The sequence below is a fragment of the Mycobacterium sp. NGS59 genome, from assembly GCF_059812345.1.
On sequence record NZ_JCALCN010000002.1, the window covers coordinates 12,726 to 29,495 of the forward strand.

At 67.8% G+C, this 16,770-nt stretch carries 18 protein-coding genes; 15 read left to right on the forward strand and 3 right to left on the reverse strand.

What is annotated here, in order from left to right:
- Positions 1-8: 8 nt before the first annotated feature.
- Positions 9-1,250 (forward strand): PPE family protein, encoded by a 1,242-nt coding sequence (locus tag AC5Y46_RS02580; RefSeq protein WP_499989988.1) that lies wholly within the window; start codon positions 9-11, stop codon positions 1,248-1,250.
- A 63-nt stretch (positions 1,251-1,313) separates the two neighbouring features.
- On the opposite strand, the gene AC5Y46_RS02585 is transcribed toward AC5Y46_RS02580, so the two are convergent.
- Genes AC5Y46_RS02585 through AC5Y46_RS02595 form a run of 3 tightly spaced genes read right to left on the reverse strand, consistent with a single transcriptional unit; the run spans position 1,314 to position 4,473 of the window.
- Positions 1,314-2,324, reverse strand: coding sequence for a zinc-binding dehydrogenase (locus AC5Y46_RS02585; RefSeq protein WP_499989989.1), 1,011 nt, complete (start codon positions 2,322-2,324; stop codon positions 1,314-1,316).
- Positions 2,324-3,511 carry an LLM class flavin-dependent oxidoreductase gene (locus AC5Y46_RS02590; protein ID WP_499943273.1) on the reverse strand — a complete coding sequence of 396 codons (1,188 nt, stop codon included), beginning with the start codon at positions 3,509-3,511 and terminating at the stop codon, positions 2,324-2,326. The genes AC5Y46_RS02585 and AC5Y46_RS02590 overlap by 1 nt, the downstream gene beginning before the upstream one ends.
- Entirely contained in the window at positions 3,508-4,473 is a 966-nt protein-coding gene (locus tag AC5Y46_RS02595) for an alpha/beta fold hydrolase (protein WP_499989990.1), read from the reverse strand. The genes AC5Y46_RS02590 and AC5Y46_RS02595 overlap by 4 nt, the downstream gene beginning before the upstream one ends.
- Before the next feature lie 73 nt (positions 4,474-4,546).
- On the opposite strand from AC5Y46_RS02595, the gene AC5Y46_RS02600 reads away from it, so the two are divergent.
- From AC5Y46_RS02600 to lsr2, 14 genes are all read left to right on the forward strand, one after another.
- The gene (locus AC5Y46_RS02600) at positions 4,547-4,960 is read left to right on the forward strand and encodes a VOC family protein (RefSeq protein WP_499989991.1); all 414 of its coding nucleotides are present in this window, start codon (positions 4,547-4,549) and stop codon (positions 4,958-4,960) included.
- 180 nt (positions 4,961-5,140) lie between these two features.
- Positions 5,141-7,366 (forward strand): ATP-dependent zinc metalloprotease FtsH, encoded by a 2,226-nt coding sequence (gene ftsH, locus AC5Y46_RS02605; RefSeq protein ID WP_499989992.1) that lies wholly within the window; start codon positions 5,141-5,143, stop codon positions 7,364-7,366.
- Between the two features lie 15 nt (positions 7,367-7,381).
- Entirely contained in the window at positions 7,382-7,984 is a 603-nt protein-coding gene (gene folE / locus AC5Y46_RS02610; protein ID WP_499943269.1) for a GTP cyclohydrolase I FolE, read from the forward strand.
- A complete protein-coding gene (gene folP / locus AC5Y46_RS02615) occupies positions 7,981-8,811 on the forward strand; it encodes a dihydropteroate synthase (protein ID WP_499989993.1) in 831 nt (276 codons plus the stop codon). Before folE ends, folP begins: the two co-directional genes overlap by 4 nt.
- Positions 8,804-9,193, forward strand: coding sequence for a dihydroneopterin aldolase (gene folB, locus AC5Y46_RS02620; protein WP_499989994.1), 390 nt, complete (start codon positions 8,804-8,806; stop codon positions 9,191-9,193). Before folP ends, folB begins: the two co-directional genes overlap by 8 nt.
- Positions 9,193-9,720, forward strand: a complete 528-nt coding sequence (gene folK / locus AC5Y46_RS02625; RefSeq protein WP_499943266.1) for a 2-amino-4-hydroxy-6-hydroxymethyldihydropteridine diphosphokinase — start codon at positions 9,193-9,195, stop codon at positions 9,718-9,720. Before folB ends, folK begins: the two co-directional genes overlap by 1 nt.
- Positions 9,720-10,199 (forward strand): DUF3180 domain-containing protein, encoded by a 480-nt coding sequence (locus AC5Y46_RS02630; RefSeq protein WP_499943265.1) that lies wholly within the window; start codon positions 9,720-9,722, stop codon positions 10,197-10,199. The genes folK and AC5Y46_RS02630 overlap by 1 nt, the downstream gene beginning before the upstream one ends.
- Before the next feature lie 77 nt (positions 10,200-10,276).
- On the forward strand, positions 10,277-11,506 hold the full coding sequence (locus tag AC5Y46_RS02635; RefSeq protein ID WP_499989995.1) for a DUF6779 domain-containing protein: 1,230 nt from the start codon (positions 10,277-10,279) through the stop codon (positions 11,504-11,506).
- Between the two features lie 99 nt (positions 11,507-11,605).
- A complete protein-coding gene (locus AC5Y46_RS02640) occupies positions 11,606-12,517 on the forward strand; it encodes a Rossmann-like and DUF2520 domain-containing protein (protein ID WP_499989996.1) in 912 nt (303 codons plus the stop codon).
- The gene (panC, locus tag AC5Y46_RS02645) at positions 12,514-13,437 is read left to right on the forward strand and encodes a pantoate--beta-alanine ligase (RefSeq protein ID WP_499989997.1); all 924 of its coding nucleotides are present in this window, start codon (positions 12,514-12,516) and stop codon (positions 13,435-13,437) included. The genes AC5Y46_RS02640 and panC overlap by 4 nt, the downstream gene beginning before the upstream one ends.
- Positions 13,437-13,856, forward strand: coding sequence for an aspartate 1-decarboxylase (gene panD, locus AC5Y46_RS02650; protein ID WP_499989998.1), 420 nt, complete (start codon positions 13,437-13,439; stop codon positions 13,854-13,856). Before panC ends, panD begins: the two co-directional genes overlap by 1 nt.
- Before the next feature lie 2 nt (positions 13,857-13,858).
- Positions 13,859-14,677 (forward strand): type III pantothenate kinase, encoded by an 819-nt coding sequence (locus tag AC5Y46_RS02655; protein WP_499989999.1) that lies wholly within the window; start codon positions 13,859-13,861, stop codon positions 14,675-14,677.
- 38 nt (positions 14,678-14,715) lie between these two features.
- A complete protein-coding gene (gene lysS / locus AC5Y46_RS02660; RefSeq protein WP_499990000.1) occupies positions 14,716-16,227 on the forward strand; it encodes a lysine--tRNA ligase in 1,512 nt (503 codons plus the stop codon).
- A gap of 113 nt (positions 16,228-16,340) precedes the next feature.
- Positions 16,341-16,679, forward strand: coding sequence for a histone-like nucleoid-structuring protein Lsr2 (gene lsr2 / locus AC5Y46_RS02665; protein ID WP_499943258.1), 339 nt, complete (start codon positions 16,341-16,343; stop codon positions 16,677-16,679).
- Positions 16,680-16,770: the final 91 nt, after the last annotated feature.

Consider the following 16,770-nt stretch of genomic DNA (forward strand, 5'->3'; position numbering starts at 1 on the left):
CGCAGTCGATGGATTTCGCTGCTTTACCGCCGGAGATCAACTCCGCGCTGATGTATGCGGGACCGGGGTCGGGACCGATGCTGGCTGCCGCTGCGGCCTGGGAGGGTCTGGCCGGAGACCTGCAATCCGTCGCGGCCTCGTACGGGGGGGTCGTCACCGGTCTGACCGACGGACCGTGGGTGGGGCCCTCGGCGGCTGCCATGGCGAGCGCCGCCACACCGCAGATTGCGTGGCTGACCACAACGGCCGAACAGGCCGCGCAGACCGGCGCGCAGGCAGTTGCCGCCGCGGCCGCTTACGAGGCGGCGTTTCTCGCGACGGTGCCGCCACCGGTCATCGAAGCGAACCGGGCGCTGCTGGCAGCGTTGCTGGCGACGAACTTCCTGGGGCAGAACACCGCGGCGATCGCCGCCACCGAGGCCCAATATCTGGAGTTCTGGGCACAGGACGCGGCCGCCATGTACGCATACTCCGGGGCGTCGGCGGCAGCAGCGGAGTTGCCGGCACTGACCCCGCAGTCGGTCGGTACCAGCATCGGCGGGCTGGGAGCCCAATTCGGCGCGCAGGCCAATGCGATCAACTCTGCGGTCGCGGCAACAGCGTCCCAGGATGTGGTCAAAGCCCTCAACCAGATGGCCGGGCTGTCGAACATGCCGCCCTGGCTCACCAATCCAGGGTCCGCGCTCGGCCTGACCGGTATCACCTGGAACTCCACCGGTGACGGGATTGTCCTCAACGGTGTGTTGGGCGACCTCGCCGAGGGCCTTACCGGATCGTCGACGCTGGATGCCAGCACCGTCTTCGACGCCTACATCCGGCTGGTCTCCCCGGCTCGACTCAGCACCACCACGATGAAAGACATGGACGGGCTCGCGCACTCGTTCTTCCCGGGTCTCGGCAAGGCGGCCGAGGGCGCCGCGAAAGCCGCCGAGGGTGCGGGCGCGGCTGCCGCGGCGGCCGTACCGAACCTGGGCAGTGGCCTGGGCGGCATCACCGGGGCGGTCGGCAACGCGGCCAAGGTGGGGGCCGTGTCGGTTCCGGCGAGCTGGACCGCGACCCCGGCGGCCACTCCGATCAATGTGGCGCTCAACGGCGCGGCCGGTGCGGCCGCGGCCGAACCCGCCACTTCCGCCTTCGGCGGTCTCCCGATGGTGCCAGGGGGCGGCACCGGTCGCACCGTGGCGAACTTCGCCGCTCCCCGCTACGGGTTCAAACCGACCGTGATCGCACAACCGCCGTCCGGCGGATAATCAACCCACTTCGAGGAGACATTCAGATCGGGCCGCCCGTTCGGTCCCGAACGTGCGCTGACGTCACGGCATCACCAGAATCTTGCAATGCCGCGACGGGTCGGCCAGATCGTCGAAAGCTTCCCCGACGCGATCGAGTCCGACCTCGCCGGTGACAAGGGGGCTGACGTCGATGTCGCCCTCGGCGATGGCGCGTAGTGCGGCGGCGAATTCCTCCATGTCATAGGCCACCGAGAAGTGGATGCTGATCTCCCTGGCGGTGCCGAAGAACGGATGGATGGTGTCGGGCTCCATGCAGACGCCAGCGACCACCAGACGGGTGCCCCGCCGGGCCCGCCGCAGCACGTCGCCGATGATTCCGGGCACGCCGACGGCCTCGAACACCACGGCCGCCTTGATGACGTCGAATGGGGAACCCTGCGCCGGGTCCAGGGTCTGCTGAGCGCCCATCAGTGCCGCTAGTTCGCGGCGCTTCGGCGAAAAGTCTGTCGCCACAATGTTTTCGACACCGCGCACCCGGAGGGCGGCGATGATCGCGATACCGATCGGGCCGCAGCCCAGCACCAGCGCCGCCTCGTCGGCCGCGATCCCGGACTTGTTCACCGCGTGCAGTCCTACCGCCATCGGTTCGGTCAACGCCGCGTGCCGCAGGTCCAGGCCGTTGGGTATGGGTAGCAGCAGCGGCGCCGACAGCAGCATCCGCTCGGCATACCCGCCGAGCGTGGTGTTGCTGTACACGATCGGTTCGACGCCCTTGTCGGACAACAGAACCGGCAGCGAGGTGACCAGGGTTCCCGGCGGATGCGTCTTGGTGTCGGGACCGGATTCGAGCACTTCCGCGCTGAACTCGTGGCCCATGAAGATGTCGCGATTCAGGTCGACGTTCATCCCGCCCGCGTCACCGGCCTGACGGCTCAGCTCCAGTACCTTGCCGCCGTGCGCCGCGAAATGCAGGTCGGAGCCGCATATTCCGCAGGCTTTGACCGCGACCAGCACCTGGCCGGGTCCGGGAACCGGATCAGGCAGATCGTCGCGGTAGACCATGCGTCCGTCGCGCAGCACCGACCCGCGCATCAGTTGTCCGACCCGTCCTGCTCCGCAACGTGCTGGGTGATGGCCTGCACCACGGCCTGTCCGGCGCGGCCGATCAGCTCCTCGCGCTTGTCCCTGGCCCATTCGTGGGAGGCGCGCGGTGCTTCGAGTTGCCCCTTGAAGTGCGGAATCACCTTGCGGGCGAACAAATCATAGGAATGGTAGGTGGCCTGCGGCGACGCCCAGTCGTGGCCGAGCAGCAGCAGCGTGCCGAAACCGCCGGAGCGTTCCAGCAGGTCCTCGATGTGGGCGATCGCATCCTCGGGCGAGCCGATACAGCAATTCCCTTTGGCCGCATAGTCTTCGACGAACTCGCGGGGTGTCTGCGCACCCTCGACCTCGTTGACCAACGGGACGAACCCGGCGGCCCCGAAATACTTGGCGAAGTCCATCAACCCGTAGGTGCAGTCCTCGATCGCCTGATCGCGGGTGTCGGCGATGTGCATGATGCTCAACACCCGCCAATCGCGGCGGTCGGGCTCTGCCCTGCCCACTTTCGCGGCCTGCTCGCGCACCACCTCCCAGGTGTTCTCCAGCGCCGCGTAGCCGCCGGGCACCGACATCGACAGCGACAGCAGCGAGGTGCCCAACGCACCGGCCAGCCGCGGACCCGAGGGCGAAATCATTGCCGCCGTGGAGATCTCGGGATACGGCCAGGTGTAGGGACGAATGTGCAACTGCGCGTCGCGCAGGGTGAACCAGTCGGTGTGCCGATCGATGCGTTCCTCGGGTGCGGCGCGGAACAAAGCCAGGATCGCCTCCAGCGACTCCTGCATCATCCGCCGTTGGTCGACCGGGTCGATACCCATCATGTAGGCGTCCGACGGCAGCGCGCCGGGTCCGGTGCCGAACATGACCCGGCCGCGGGTGAGGTGATCCAACAACACCCAGCGGTCGGCCACCATCAGCGGGTGGTGATAGGGCAGCGAGACGACACCGGTACCCAGGCGGATGTGTCTGGTCCGCTCTGCCGCCGCCGCGATGAACACCTCCGGGCAGGCGATCAATTCGTAGCCGCCGGAATGGTGTTCGCCGAACCACGCCTCGTCGTAGCCCAGCCGATCCAGCGCGACGACCCGGTCCATGTCGTATTGCAGTGCCACCGTGGGAGATTGGCCAGTCGGATGAAAGGGCGTGATGAAGACGCCGAATCGCATTGGGGCACTCACCATTGCACTCCTTTGAGGAATTCGAGAAGCGCCGCGTTGACTTCTGCGGGCCGTTCCTGCTGAATCCAGTGTCCGGCGCCGTCGAGCATCACCTCGCGGTAGGGGCCGGTGATCACTTCCGCCGCCCGGTCGGCACGGGTGAAACTCAGCACCGGGTCGGCGGTTCCGCCGATGAACAGGCACGGCACCGAGATGGTGGCGCCGGCGAGTTCGGGTGTGGTCTCCCAGTTGCGGTCGAAATTGCGGTACCAGTTCAAGCCGCCGGTGAAGCCGGTGCGGGTGAATTCGCCGATGTAATGGTCGAGTTCGTCCTGGGTGATCCAGGCGGGCAACCCGTCGGGCTCGGGCAGTCGTTCGACGAACCCCTCGGGTCCGGGCGCCACCATCCGCAAGCCCGCGCTGTGGTCGTCCGACAGCCGCAGTCCGGCCATCATCCGGCGAATCGTGCGGGCCGGGTCCGCGTCGAGTTCGGCGTCGGCGACGCCGGGTTCCTGGAAATGCAGGATGTAGAAGAAGTTGTCCCCGACCATGCGTCGCCACGCCTGCGTCGGCGCGACTTTCGAGCGAGGTGTCACGGGCACGCTCAGGGCGGCGACGCCGGCGACCCGGTCGGGATGCAGGAAGGGCGCGTTCCACACCACGGCGGCACCCCAGTCGTGACCCACCCAGACGGCCCGCTCGGCGCCGACGTCGTCGAGCAGGCCTGCCAGGTCGGCGGTCAACTGATGGACGTCGTAAGCCTCGATCGGCTCGGGCCGCGACGATCCGCCGTAGCCGCGCTGATCGGGAGCCAGCACGTGATAGCCGGCGTCGGCCAGGGCCGGGATCTGGTGTCGCCACGAGTAAGCCAACTCCGGGAACCCGTGGCACAACAGCACCACCGGTGCCCCGCGTTGCCCGGCCTCGACCACCCGCAACTGCACGCCGTTGGTATCCACTAACCGTTCGGTTGACGAGCCCACCGTCACACCAAATCACAACCGGATCGGGCTGAGAAGGGCACTGAGGGTGCAGCTGGGTAGCTATCGTGTGGCCATGCGAGTCGATCACGTGGTGCTCTGGACGAAAGATCCCGTTGCCGCGATGGACTTCTACACCAGGGTGCTCGGATTGGAGCCGCTCCGGTTCGACGAGTACCGGGCCGGCGAGGCGCCGTTCCCGAGCGTGCGGGTGTCGCAGGACTCGATCATCGACCTGATGGCGGCCCAGGGCGCGGCGGTCACCGATGCGATGACCAAGGCCGAGGGCAGCGCCGGCCATCGCGTCAACCACGTCTGCCTGGCGATGACCAAGGACGAGTACGACGCCCTGGACCGGCGGTTGCAGGACGAGGGGATTGACACCAGCGCGCGCCTGAACCACAGTTTCGGCGCCCAGGGCTGGGCGCCGCAGGCGTATTACTTCGCCGATCCCGACGGCAATGTCGTCGAAGCGCGCTACTACGACTGACTTCTGGAGCGTCGAGCGTCCCGCCAGCGTGGCCGTCGCGACCGAGCGTCACGCTAGAGTGACGTTCGCCGGCCCGGCGATATCGACGCCATCGGGAACTTCCGCTCGTTAGCTACGCGGTAACCTGGACACTTCCAGCGTGCGTATCGGGAAGGACCTGGCCGACGCGGCCGATGATTGATGAACCGTAAAAACGTGATCCGCACACTAACGGCGATCGCCGTGTTGGTGCTGCTCGGCTGGTCGTTTTTCTACTTCAGCGACGACACCCGCGGTTACCAGCCCGTCGACACCTCCGTGGCGATGGCCCAGATCAACAGCGACAACGTCAAGAGCGCGCAGATCGACGACCGGGAACAACAGTTGCGTCTGACCCTGAAGAAGGGCAACGGCGACACCGAGAACTCCGACAAGATCATCACCAAATTCCCCACCGGTTACGGTGTCGACCTCTTCAAGGCGCTCAGCGCCAAGAACGCCAAGGTGGCCACCGTCGTCAACGAGGGCAGCCTGATCGGCGAGCTGCTGGTCTACGTGTTGCCGCTGTTGTTGCTGGTGGGTCTGTTCGTGATGTTCTCCCGCATGCAGGGCGGGGCGCGGATGGGCTTCGGCTTCGGCAAGTCGCGCGCCAAACAGATGTCCAAGGACATGCCCAAGACCACGTTCGCTGACGTCGCCGGCGTCGACGAGGCGGTCGAGGAGCTCTACGAGATCAAGGACTTCCTGCAGAACCCCAGCAGGTATCAGGCCCTCGGCGCCAAGATCCCCAAGGGGGTGCTGCTCTACGGTCCGCCGGGCACCGGCAAGACCCTGCTGGCCCGCGCGGTAGCGGGAGAGGCAGGCGTTCCGTTCTTCACCATCTCCGGATCCGATTTCGTCGAGATGTTCGTCGGCGTCGGCGCCTCGCGCGTCCGGGATCTGTTCGAGCAGGCCAAGCAGAACAGTCCGTGCATCATCTTCGTCGACGAGATCGACGCCGTCGGCCGCCAGCGCGGCGCCGGACTGGGCGGTGGTCACGACGAGCGCGAACAGACCCTCAACCAGCTGCTGGTCGAGATGGACGGCTTCGGCGACCGTGCCGGCGTCATCCTGATCGCGGCCACCAACCGGCCCGACATCCTCGACCCCGCCCTGCTGCGCCCCGGCCGGTTCGACCGGCAGATCCCGGTGTCCAACCCCGACCTGGCGGGCCGGCGCGCAGTGCTGCGGGTGCACTCCAAGGGCAAGCCGATCGCCGACGACGCCGACCTGGACGGGCTGGCCAAACGGACCGTCGGCATGACCGGCGCCGACCTGGCCAACGTCGTGAACGAGGCGGCGCTGTTGACCGCCCGCGAGAACGGCACCGTGATCACCGGCCCCGCGCTGGAAGAAGCCGTCGACCGGGTCATCGGCGGTCCACGCCGCAAAGGCCGCATCATCAGCGAGCACGAGAAGAAGATCACCGCCTACCACGAGGGCGGTCACACCCTGGCGGCCTGGGCGATGCCCGACATCGACCCCGTCTACAAGGTGACGATCCTGGCCCGCGGCCGCACCGGGGGGCACGCGGTCGCCGTCCCGGAAGAGGACAAGGGCCTGCGGACCCGCTCGGAGATGATCGCCCAGCTGGTGTTCGCGATGGGCGGCCGGGCCGCGGAGGAACTGGTGTTCCGCGAGCCGACCACCGGCGCCGTCTCCGACATCGAGCAGGCGACCAAGGTCGCCCGGGCGATGGTCACCGAGTACGGCATGAGCGCCCGTCTGGGAGCGGTGAAGTACGGCACCGAACACGGCGATCCGTTCCTGGGCCGGACGATGGGTTCGCAGCCGGACTATTCGCACGAGGTCGCCGGCGCCATCGACGAAGAGGTGCGCAAGCTGATCGAGGCGGCGCACACCGAGGCGTGGGAGATCCTCACCGAGTACCGCGACGTGCTGGACATCCTGGCCGGCGAGCTGCTGGAGAAGGAGACCCTGCACCGCCCCGAGCTGGAAGCGATCTTCGGCGACGTCGAAAAGCGGCCCCGGCTGACCATGTTCGACGATTTCGGTGGCCGGATCCCGTCGGACAAGCCGCCGATCAAAACTCCCGGCGAGTTGGCGATCGAGCGCGGCGAGCCGTGGCCGCAGCCGGTTCCCGAGCCCGCGTTCAAGGCGGCCATCGCCCGCGCCAGCAAGGCCGCCGAGGAGGCCGGCGCCGAGGCGCAGGGAAACGGCGACAAGGCCGCCAACGGTTCGCCCGGCCCCACCCAGCCCGACTACGGCGCGCCGGCCGGCTGGCACGCGCCCGGGTGGCCGCCCAAATCGCCCAATCGTCCGCAACCAGCACCCAGTTATCCCAGCCCGGATACCAAGACGGACCCCGACGAGTCCGATCGGCACGAGCAAGACGTGACCCGGTCCAACCCGCCGGCCCACGGCTGAATAACGGAGGCTTCGATGACGCAGCTGGATTCCAGAACAGACCGGGTGCGGGAGTTCGACCAATCCCGAGCCGAGGCCGCCGTCCGCGAGCTGCTGTTCGCGATCGGCGAGGACCCGGACCGAAACGGCTTGCGGGACACCCCAGCTCGCGTCGTCCGGGCCTACCGGGAGATCTTCGCCGGCCTCTACACCGATCCGGGCTCGGTGCTCAACGCCATGTTCGACGAAGACCATGACGAACTGGTGATCGTCAAAGAGATACCGATGTACTCCACCTGCGAACACCATCTGGTGTCCTTTCACGGTGTGGCCCATGTCGGCTACATCCCCGGGGAGGACGGCCGCGTCACCGGTCTGTCGAAGATCGCCCGGCTGGTCGATCTGTACGCCAAGCGTCCGCAGGTCCAGGAACGGCTCACCAGCCAGATCGCCGACGCCCTGGTGCGCAAGCTGGATCCGCGCGGCGTGATCGTGGTCGTCGAGGCCGAGCACCTGTGCATGGCGATGCGTGGCGTGCGCAAGCCGGGCGCGATCACCACGACGTCGGCGGTGCGGGGTCAGTTCAAGACCGACGCCGCCTCTCGAGCCGAGGCGCTCGATCTCATTCTGCGCAAGTGAGTTCGGCGCCGGTGCAGGTGATGGGAGTGCTCAACGTCACCGACGACTCGTTCTCCGACGGCGGCCGCTACCTCGAGGTCGGTGGCGCCGTGGAGCACGGTATGGCGCTGGCCGCCCAAGGCGCGGAGATCGTCGACGTCGGTGGCGAGTCGACGCGCCCCGGCGCCACGCGCGTGGCACCGGACGTCGAAGCCCACCGCGTCGTCCCCGTGGTGAAAGAGCTTGCCGCGCAGGGCATTACGGTCAGTATCGATACCATGCACGCGCAGGTCGCCCGGGTGGCGCTGGAGAACGGCGCTCAGCTCGTCAACGACGTGTCCGGCGGGCGGGCCGACCCGGCGATGGCGCCCCTGCTCGCCGACGCGAAGGTGCCGTGGGTGTTGATGCACTGGCGGCCCGTGTCGGCGCAACATCCGCATCAGGTCCCGGACTACCGGGACGTGGTGGCCGACGTGCGTGCCGACCTGCTGTCCAGCGTCGACGACGCGGTGGCGGCCGGCGTCGACCCGGCCAAGCTGGTGATCGATCCCGGGCTGGGATTCGCCAAGACCGGACAACACAATTGGGCGCTGCTGCACGGTTTGTCGGAGTTGGTCGCCACCGGGGTGCCGGTGCTGGTCGGGGCCTCCCGCAAGCGTTTCCTGGGGACGCTGCTGGCCGGCCCCGACGGCGTCCCCCGCCCGCCGGACGGCCGCGAGACGGCGACCGCGGTGATCTCGGCGCTGGCCGCCCTGCACGGGGCGTGGGGTGTGCGGGTGCACGACGTGCGCGCTTCGGTCGACGCGCTCAAGGTGGTCGCGGCCTGGCAGGGGGTCTCCGATGGCTGATCGAATCGAGTTGCGCGGCTTGCGGATTCGTGGTCATCACGGTGTGTTCGAACACGAGCGGCGCGACGGCCAGGACTTCGTCGTCGACATCACCGTGTGGATCGACCTCGCCCGCGCCGCGGCCAGCGACGAGCTGACCGACACCTACGACTACAGCGTGCTGGCCCAGTTGGCCGCCGACGTGGTCGGCGGAACCGCCCGGAACCTGATCGAAACCGTCGGGGCGCAGATCGCCGAGGAAGTGATCACCGACGAGCGCGTGCATGCCGTGGAAGTGACCGTGCACAAGCCGCAGGCGCCCATCGCGCAGAGTTTCGACGACGTGGCGGTGGTGACCCGGCGGTCGCGCCGCGGCGGTCGAGGTTCGGTGATCCCGGTCTGATGTCGCGCGTGGTGCTCTCGATCGGATCCAACCTGGGCGACCGGCTGGCCCGGCTGCAGTCGGTGGTGGACGGACTCGGCGACGCGCCCGGATCGACGCTGGTGGCGGTGTCTCCGGTCTACGAAGCCGATCCGTGGGGCGGGGTGGACCAGGGCCCGTTCCTCAACGCGGTGGTGATCGCCGACGATCCGGGCCGCGATGCGTACGGCTGGCTACGCCACGCGCAAGAACTCGAGCACGCCGCCGGACGCGTGCGCGAACTGCGCTGGGGGCCACGCACTCTCGACGTCGACCTGATCACCTGCTACGACGGCCCGAGCGAAGTGCTGAGCAGTCGGAGCGAGTTGACGTTGCCCCACCCGCATGCGCATCTACGGGCGTTCGTGTTGATCCCCTGGCTGGATGTCGATCCCGAAGCCGAGCTGACGCTTGCCGGCGGGCCGCAGCCCGTCGCGAAGCTGCTCGCGGAACTCGAACCCGCCGACCGGGCCGGTGTGCGACCGACGTCGTTGACGCTGGAACGCTGATGGGACCCACCCGCAAACGTGACCTGAGCATCCTGGTGCTCGGTGCCGCCGTGGTGGGTTACCTGCTCATCAACGCGCTGTACCGGTGGTTCCCCCCGATCACGTTGTGGACGGGCATCTCGCTGCTGGTGGTCGCGTTCGCCGAATGGCGATGGGGCCGCTTCGTGCGCACCAAGATCGACGACGGTGAGATCGGGGACGGACCCGGTCGGCTGCATCCGCTGGCGGTGGCGCGCAGCGTGGTGGTGGCCAAGGCGTCGGCGTGGGTGGGTGCGCTGGTGCTGGGTTGGTGGCTGGGGGTACTGGTCTATTTTCTGCCGCGGATGTCGTGGATGCGGGCGGCCGCCGAGGACACCGCCGGTGCCGTGGTGGCCGCCGTCAGCGCGTTGGCCCTGATCGTCGCGGCGCTGTGGTTGCAGCATTGCTGCAAGTCCCCACCGCAGGATCCGGCCGAGCACGGCGAGGGAGCCGAGACCTAGCCGGGCGGCAACTCGGCGCGAGAATCGCCGGACTGGCGCGACACGCCAAGTGACCTCGCCCGGTACAGTCAGGGGCCATGACCGTTCTGTCCCGCGGCGCCCGGGTCCGGCGCGGCGGCCGCAGGCCGGGGTGGGTGCTCTTGACGACGTTGCTGGTGCTGGCCATCGGGGCCAGTTCCGCACTGGTTTTCACCGATCGCGTGGAACTTCTCAAGCTAGCTGTGATCCTGGCGCTGTGGGCCGCTGTCGCCGGCGCTTTCGTGTCGGTGCTGTACCGCCGGCAGGCTGAGGCGGACCAGGCCAGAGCCCGGGACATGAAACTCGTCTACGACCTCCAGTTGGATCGGGAGATATCGGCGCGCCGGGAGTACGAGCTGACGGTGGAGTCGCAGCTGCGCCGCGAACTGGCTGCCGAGATCCACGCGCAGGCCGCCGACGAAATCGCGGCGCTGCGGGCCGAACTGGCCTCGTTGCGCACCAACCTGGAGATCCTGTTCGACACCGACCTCGAGCAGCGACCCGCGCTGGAAACCCTGGGCCGAGACGGCGCCCGGGCCTTGACCGATCGAGCCCCCAACGGCGCCCAACACGGTGACCTCCCGCCGGCCGACTGGGTGACCAGCGACCGCGTCACCGCAGTGCGACGGGACGAGCGGATCGCCCGCACCGACGACACGGCGATCATCGACGTGCCCGAGGAACCGCTCCTGCCGCCGCGTCCTGAGCCGGCGCGCGAGTATGCGCCGCCGGCGCCGCCCCCACCTCCGGAGCCGTTCGTCGGGCCGCGGCACCGGCCCCCTCCACCAGCACAGCCGCAGCCGCAACCCGCTCCACCGGCACAGCCGCAGCCGTGGCAACCGGTCGCGGCGGAAGGGCAGTGGTTGCCGCCCGGAGCGCCCGGCAGCAACTGGGTGTCCCCCGAAGAACCCGCTGCTCCCGCGTCGTCGGGCGGGCGCCGGCGACGCCGGGACGATGCTGAGGACGCGGCGCCACCGGTGGCCCAGGTCGACGAGCCGCCCCAGTACGGGGGTCGCCGGTCGCGGTCGCGCCACTCCGAGGAGTATCGCGAGTTCGGTGTGGGTAGTTTCGCGCGTCCGGCCGAAAGCGTCGTCGAGGAGATCCCGTCGGCTCCCCCCGAGCAACCCGAACCCCCCGCGCCGGCGCCTCGGCATCGCAGCGCCGAGGAGGAAAACGAGCAACCCGTTGAAGCCGAGCGGCACGCCGCCGGGCAGACGGTGGCCGACCTGATGGCGCGGCTACAGGTCCAGCCCGGTGGGGGCGGACGGCGTCGTCGCCGCGAGGGATGAACTGGGGTCCCACCGGTGGATCGACTACAGTCTTAGTGACCGTCCGGTACCCGCGCCGCGGGACTGGAACGAACGAATATCTCTGTGAGGTCGTCTGCGATGGGGCAGTTCGACGGTTTGCGCCCGGCCAGGCTCAAGGTGGGAATCATCTCCGCCGGCCGGGTGGGCACCGCGCTGGGGGTCGCGCTGGAGCGCGCCGACCACGTGGTGGTCGCGTGCAGCGCCATCTCCCACGCCTCGCTGCAGCGGGCGCAGCGACGATTGCCCGATACCCGGGTGCTGCCGCCACCGGACGTCGCTGCCAGCGCTGAGCTGCTGTTATTGGCGGTCCCCGACAGCGAGTTGCCCGGTCTGGTATCCGGCTTGGCCGCCACGTCGGCGGTGCGGCCCGGGACGATGGTGGCGCACACCTCCGGAGCCAACGGCGTGGCGATCCTGGCGCCGCTGACCGCGCAAGGTTGCATACCGCTGGCCATCCACCCGGCGATGACGTTCACCGGCTCCGACGAGGACATCGTCCGGTTGCCCGACACCTGTTTCGGTATCACCGCAGCCGACGAAGTGGGTTATGCCATCGGTCAGTCGCTGGTGCTGGAAATGGGTGGCGAGCCGTTCGCTGTGCCCGAGGACGCACGTGTTCTTTATCACGCCGCGCTGGCCCACGCCGCCAACCACTTGGTGACGGTACTGGCCGACGCGCTCGAGGCATTGCGGGCCGCGGTGCGCGGCGACGAACTGCTCGGCGCGGAACGCGTCGACGACCAGCCGGGCGGCATCGCCGAACGCATCGTCGGGCCACTGGCGCGCGCGGCGCTGGAGAACACCCTGCAGCGCGGGCAGGCGGCGCTCACCGGGCCCGTCGCCCGCGGTGACGCCGCCGCCGTAGCCGGGCATCTGCGGGCATTGGAAGCCGCGGATCCGCAACTGGCGCAGGCCTATCGGGTGAATGCGCTGCGGACCGCGCAGCGCGCCCATGCCCCCGCGGCCGTTGTCGAGGTGTTGGCGCGATGAGGTCCAAAAAGGCGCCGACGTTCGACCGAGGCCAACTCAACGTCTACGAAACACCGCGGGACGTCTCCGATGTCACCCGCGCGCTGCGGCACACCGGACGACGAATCATGTTGGTGCCGACCATGGGAGCGTTGCACGACGGTCACCTGACCCTGGTGCGCGCCGCCAAGCGGGTGCCGGGTTCGGTGGTCGCGGTGTCGATCTTCGTCAACCCGTTGCAGTTCGGCGCCAACGAAGACCTTGACGCCTACCCCCGCACCCTCGATCAGGACGTCGCGCTGTTGCAGACCGAGGGTGTGGAAATCGTGTTCGCCCCGAACGCGACGGCGATGTACCCCGACGGCATGCGCACCACGGTGCAGCCCGGCCCGCTCGCCGCCGAGCTCGAAGGTGCCGCGCGGCCAACGCATTTCGCCGGGATGTTGACCGTCGTGCTGAAACTGCTGCAAATCGTGCGCCCGGATCGCGTCTTCTTCGGCGAGAAGGACTACCAGCAACTGGTATTGGTCCGGCAAATGGTCGCCGACCTGAACGTCGGCGTGCAGGTGGTCGGCGTGCCGACCGTGCGGGAGGCCGACGGCCTGGCGATGTCGTCGCGCAACCGTTACTTGGACCCGGCGCAACGTGAACTGGCCGTGGCACTTTCGGCGGCGCTGACGGCCGGGGCGCACGCTGCCACCGAGGGTGCGCAGGCCGCGCTGGACGCGGCGCAGGCCGTGCTCGACGCGACGCCGGGGCTGGTGCTCGACTATCTGGAACTGCGCGACACCGAGTTGGGCCCGGTGCCCACCAATGGGTCCGGCCGGCTGCTGATCGCGGCGCGGCTCGGCGCCACCAGACTGCTGGACAATGTTGCTATCCAAATCGGTAATCTCGCCGACACCGCCATCGGGTCGGACGAATCACATTGGAGGAACTGATGTTACGGACAATGCTGAAGTCGAAAATCCACCGCGTCACCGTCACCCAGGCCGACCTGCACTACGTGGGATCGGTGACCATCGACGCCGACCTGATGGAAGCCGCGGACCTGCTCGAGGGCGAACAGGTCACCATCGTCGACATCGACAACGGCGCCCGGCTGGTGACCTATGCGATCACCGGCGAACGCGGTAGCGGCGTCATCGGAATCAACGGCGCCGCAGCACATCTCGTACATCCTGGCGACCTGGTCATCCTGATCGCCTACGGCACCATGGAGGACGCCGAGGCGCGCGCCTACCAACCGCGGATCGTGTTCGTCGACGCGGCGAACAAGCAGATCGACCTCGGCCACGACCCGGCCTTCGTGCCCGACGGCGTGGACGAACTGCTCGACCCGCGGATCGGTGTGCGATAACCGTGCTGCTGGCGATCGACGTCCGCAACACCCACACCGTCGTCGGTCTGCTGTCCGGCGCGAAGGAGCACGCGAAAGTCGTGCAGCAGTGGCGGATTCGCACCGAGTCGGAAGTCACCGCGGACGAACTCGCGGCTACCATCGACGGCCTGGTCGGTGAGGACGCCGAGCGACTCACCGGTGCCGCGGCGCTGTCCACCGTTCCCTCGGTCTTGCACGAGGTGCGGATCATGCTCGAGCAGTACTGGCCGTCGGTGCCGCACGTGCTGATCGAGCCCGGGGTCCGCACCGGGATCCCGTTGTTGGTCGACAATCCCAAAGAAGTGGGTGCCGACCGAATCGTCAACTGCCTGGCGGCATTCAGCAAGTTCGGCAAAGCCGCGATCGTCGTCGACTTCGGCTCCTCGATCTGCGTGGACGTGGTGTCGGCCAAGGGCGAGTTCCTCGGGGGCGCCATCGCGCCCGGGGTGCAGGTCTCCTCGGACGCGGCCGCGGCGCGCTCGGCGGCGCTGCGGCGGGTCGAGCTGTCGCGGCCGCGGTCGGTGATCGGAAAGAACACCGTGGAATGCATGCAGTCCGGCGCGGTGTTCGGTTTCGCGGGACTGGTCGACGGACTGGTCGGCCGGATCCGCGACGACGTCAAAGGTTTCTCCGCCGACGACGACGTCGCCGTGGTCGCCACCGGCCACACCGCGCCGCTGCTGCTCCCCGAACTGCACACCGTCGAGCACTACGACCAGCACCTGACGCTGGACGGACTGCGGCTGGTCTTCGAACGCAACCGGGATGCCCAGCGCGGCCGGCTGAAGTCCGCACGCTGAAGCGAACGACGGCGCGCGTTCATTTAAGCTGGCACGTCGTGAGTTCCCCCGATCAAGACGCCGCCGCGGACCTTCCCGAACAATTCCGGATCCGTCGGGACAAGCGGGCTCGGCTGTTGGCCGACGGGCACGACCCCTATCCGGTGGCCATCGATCGCACGCACACCCTTGCCGAGATCCGGGCCGCCTACCCGGACCTGCCCACCGACACCGCGACCGAGGACGTCGTCGGTGTCGCCGGGCGCGTGGTGTTCGCGCGCAACACCGGAAAACTGTGCTTCGCGACGCTCCAAGACGGCGACGGAACCCAGCTGCAGGCGATGGTCAGCCTGGACAAGGTTGGACAGGCATCGCTGGATGCCTGGAAGTCCGACGTGGACCTGGGCGACATCGTCTATGTGCACGGCACGGTGATCAGTTCACGGCGCGGCGAATTGTCGGTGCTGGCCGATTCCTGGCGGATGGCCGCCAAGTCACTGCGGCCGTTGCCCGTCGCGCACAAAGAGATGAGCGAGGAGGCGCGGGTCCGGCAGCGCTACGTCGACCTGATCGTGCGCCCGCAAGCGCGCGACGTGGCCCGGCAGCGGATCGCGGTCATCCGCGCGATCAGGAATGCGCTGGAACGCCGCGGGTTCCTCGAAGTCGAAACGCCGATCTTGCAGACGTTGGCTGGGGGGGCGGCGGCGCGGCCCTTCGTCACCCATTCCAATGCGCTCGACATCGATCTTTACTTGCGGATCGCTCCGGAACTGTTCCTCAAGCGCTGCATCGTGGGCGGTTTTGACAAGGTCTTCGAACTAAATCGGGTGTTCCGAAACGAAGGAACCGATTCCACCCATTCGCCGGAATTCTCAATGTTGGAGACCTACCAGACCTACGGCACCTATGACGATTCGGCGGTCGTCACTAGGGAACTTATTCAAGAGGTGGCCGACGAGGCGATCGGCACCAGAGAACTTCCGATGCCAGATGGCAGCGTGTACAACATCGACGGAGAATGGGCAACTCTTGAGATGTATTTCTCACTCTCCGAAGCACTCGGGGAAGAGATCACACCCGATACTTCGGTTGACAGTCTGCGTGCGATCGCGGCTCGGCTAGACGTGGAGATTCCCGACGACCGGGGTTTTGGGCACGGCAAACTCGTCGAAGAACTTTGGGAACACGCGGTCGGCAAGAGCTTGACCGCACCCACATTTGTCAGGGATTTCCCCGTCGAGACCACCCCTTTGACCCGCCAGCACCGCAGTATTGCCGGGGTCACCGAGAAGTGGGACTTATACCTGCACGGCGTGGAGCTGGCCACCGGTTACTCGGAATTGAACGACCCGGTGGTGCAGCGGGAGAGATTCGCTGATCAAGCGCGTGCGGCGGCCGCCGGCGACGACGAGGCGATGCTTCTCGACGAGGATTTTCTCGCCGCTCTGGAGTTCGGTATGCCCCCTTGCACCGGAACGGGAATGGGTATCGATCGGTTGTTGATGTGTTTGACCGGGCTGTCAATTAGGGAGACCGTTTTGTTCCCGATTGTTCGGCCGCACTCCAACTGAACTGGCGGAGTTGTGCCGGATTGAGTATTTGAGGTTCTTATGGCAGATTAGTTCCGGGGAGTCTATCCGAACTGGATCTGTAACAGCACACGAAGAAACGTGAGGGTAAGCCAATGGCGAAGAAAGTGACCGTCACCTTGGTCGATGATTTCGACGGTGCCGGCGCCGCCGACGAAACGGTTGAATTCGGGCTTGACGGGGTGACCTATGAGATCGACCTTTCGAGTAAAAATGCGGCGAAACTGCGCAACGACCTGAAGGGCTGGGTGGCTGCCGGGCGCCGGGTCGGGGGCAGGCGGCGCGGTCGTTCGGGTACCGGACGGGGCCGCGGCGCCATCGACCGTGAGCAGAGCGCCGCGATTCGGGAATGGGCGCGCCGCAACGGGCACAACGTGTCGACCCGCGGCCGTATCCCGGCCGACGTCATCGACGCCTTCCACGCCGCAACCTAACCGCACGACACGCTTGATCCGGCGTCCGGGCCCGAGGCCTGAGCGCCGGATTTTTTTGCCTTTCGCTTGCGGCGAACCGATCGGCGGGCAT

Excerpts from the sequence above, each read along its gene's own strand:
- AC5Y46_RS02580 (WP_499989988.1), top strand. The coding sequence starts at position 9 with ATGGATTTCGCTGCTTTACCGCCGGAGATCAACTCCGCGCTGATGTAT.
- AC5Y46_RS02585 (WP_499989989.1), bottom strand. The coding sequence starts at position 2,324 with ATGCGCGGGTCGGTGCTGCGCGACGGACGCATGGTCTACCGCGACGAT.
- AC5Y46_RS02600 (WP_499989991.1), top strand. The coding sequence starts at position 4,547 with ATGCGAGTCGATCACGTGGTGCTCTGGACGAAAGATCCCGTTGCCGCG.
- ftsH (WP_499989992.1), top strand. The coding sequence starts at position 5,141 with ATGAACCGTAAAAACGTGATCCGCACACTAACGGCGATCGCCGTGTTG.
- folE (WP_499943269.1), top strand. The coding sequence starts at position 7,382 with ATGACGCAGCTGGATTCCAGAACAGACCGGGTGCGGGAGTTCGACCAA.
- folB (WP_499989994.1), top strand. The coding sequence starts at position 8,804 with ATGGCTGATCGAATCGAGTTGCGCGGCTTGCGGATTCGTGGTCATCAC.
- folK (WP_499943266.1), top strand. The coding sequence starts at position 9,193 with ATGTCGCGCGTGGTGCTCTCGATCGGATCCAACCTGGGCGACCGGCTG.
- AC5Y46_RS02630 (WP_499943265.1), top strand. The coding sequence starts at position 9,720 with ATGGGACCCACCCGCAAACGTGACCTGAGCATCCTGGTGCTCGGTGCC.
- AC5Y46_RS02635 (WP_499989995.1), top strand. The coding sequence starts at position 10,277 with ATGACCGTTCTGTCCCGCGGCGCCCGGGTCCGGCGCGGCGGCCGCAGG.
- AC5Y46_RS02640 (WP_499989996.1), top strand. The coding sequence starts at position 11,606 with ATGGGGCAGTTCGACGGTTTGCGCCCGGCCAGGCTCAAGGTGGGAATC.
- panC (WP_499989997.1), top strand. The coding sequence starts at position 12,514 with ATGAGGTCCAAAAAGGCGCCGACGTTCGACCGAGGCCAACTCAACGTC.
- panD (WP_499989998.1), top strand. The coding sequence starts at position 13,437 with ATGTTACGGACAATGCTGAAGTCGAAAATCCACCGCGTCACCGTCACC.
- lsr2 (WP_499943258.1), top strand. The coding sequence starts at position 16,341 with ATGGCGAAGAAAGTGACCGTCACCTTGGTCGATGATTTCGACGGTGCC.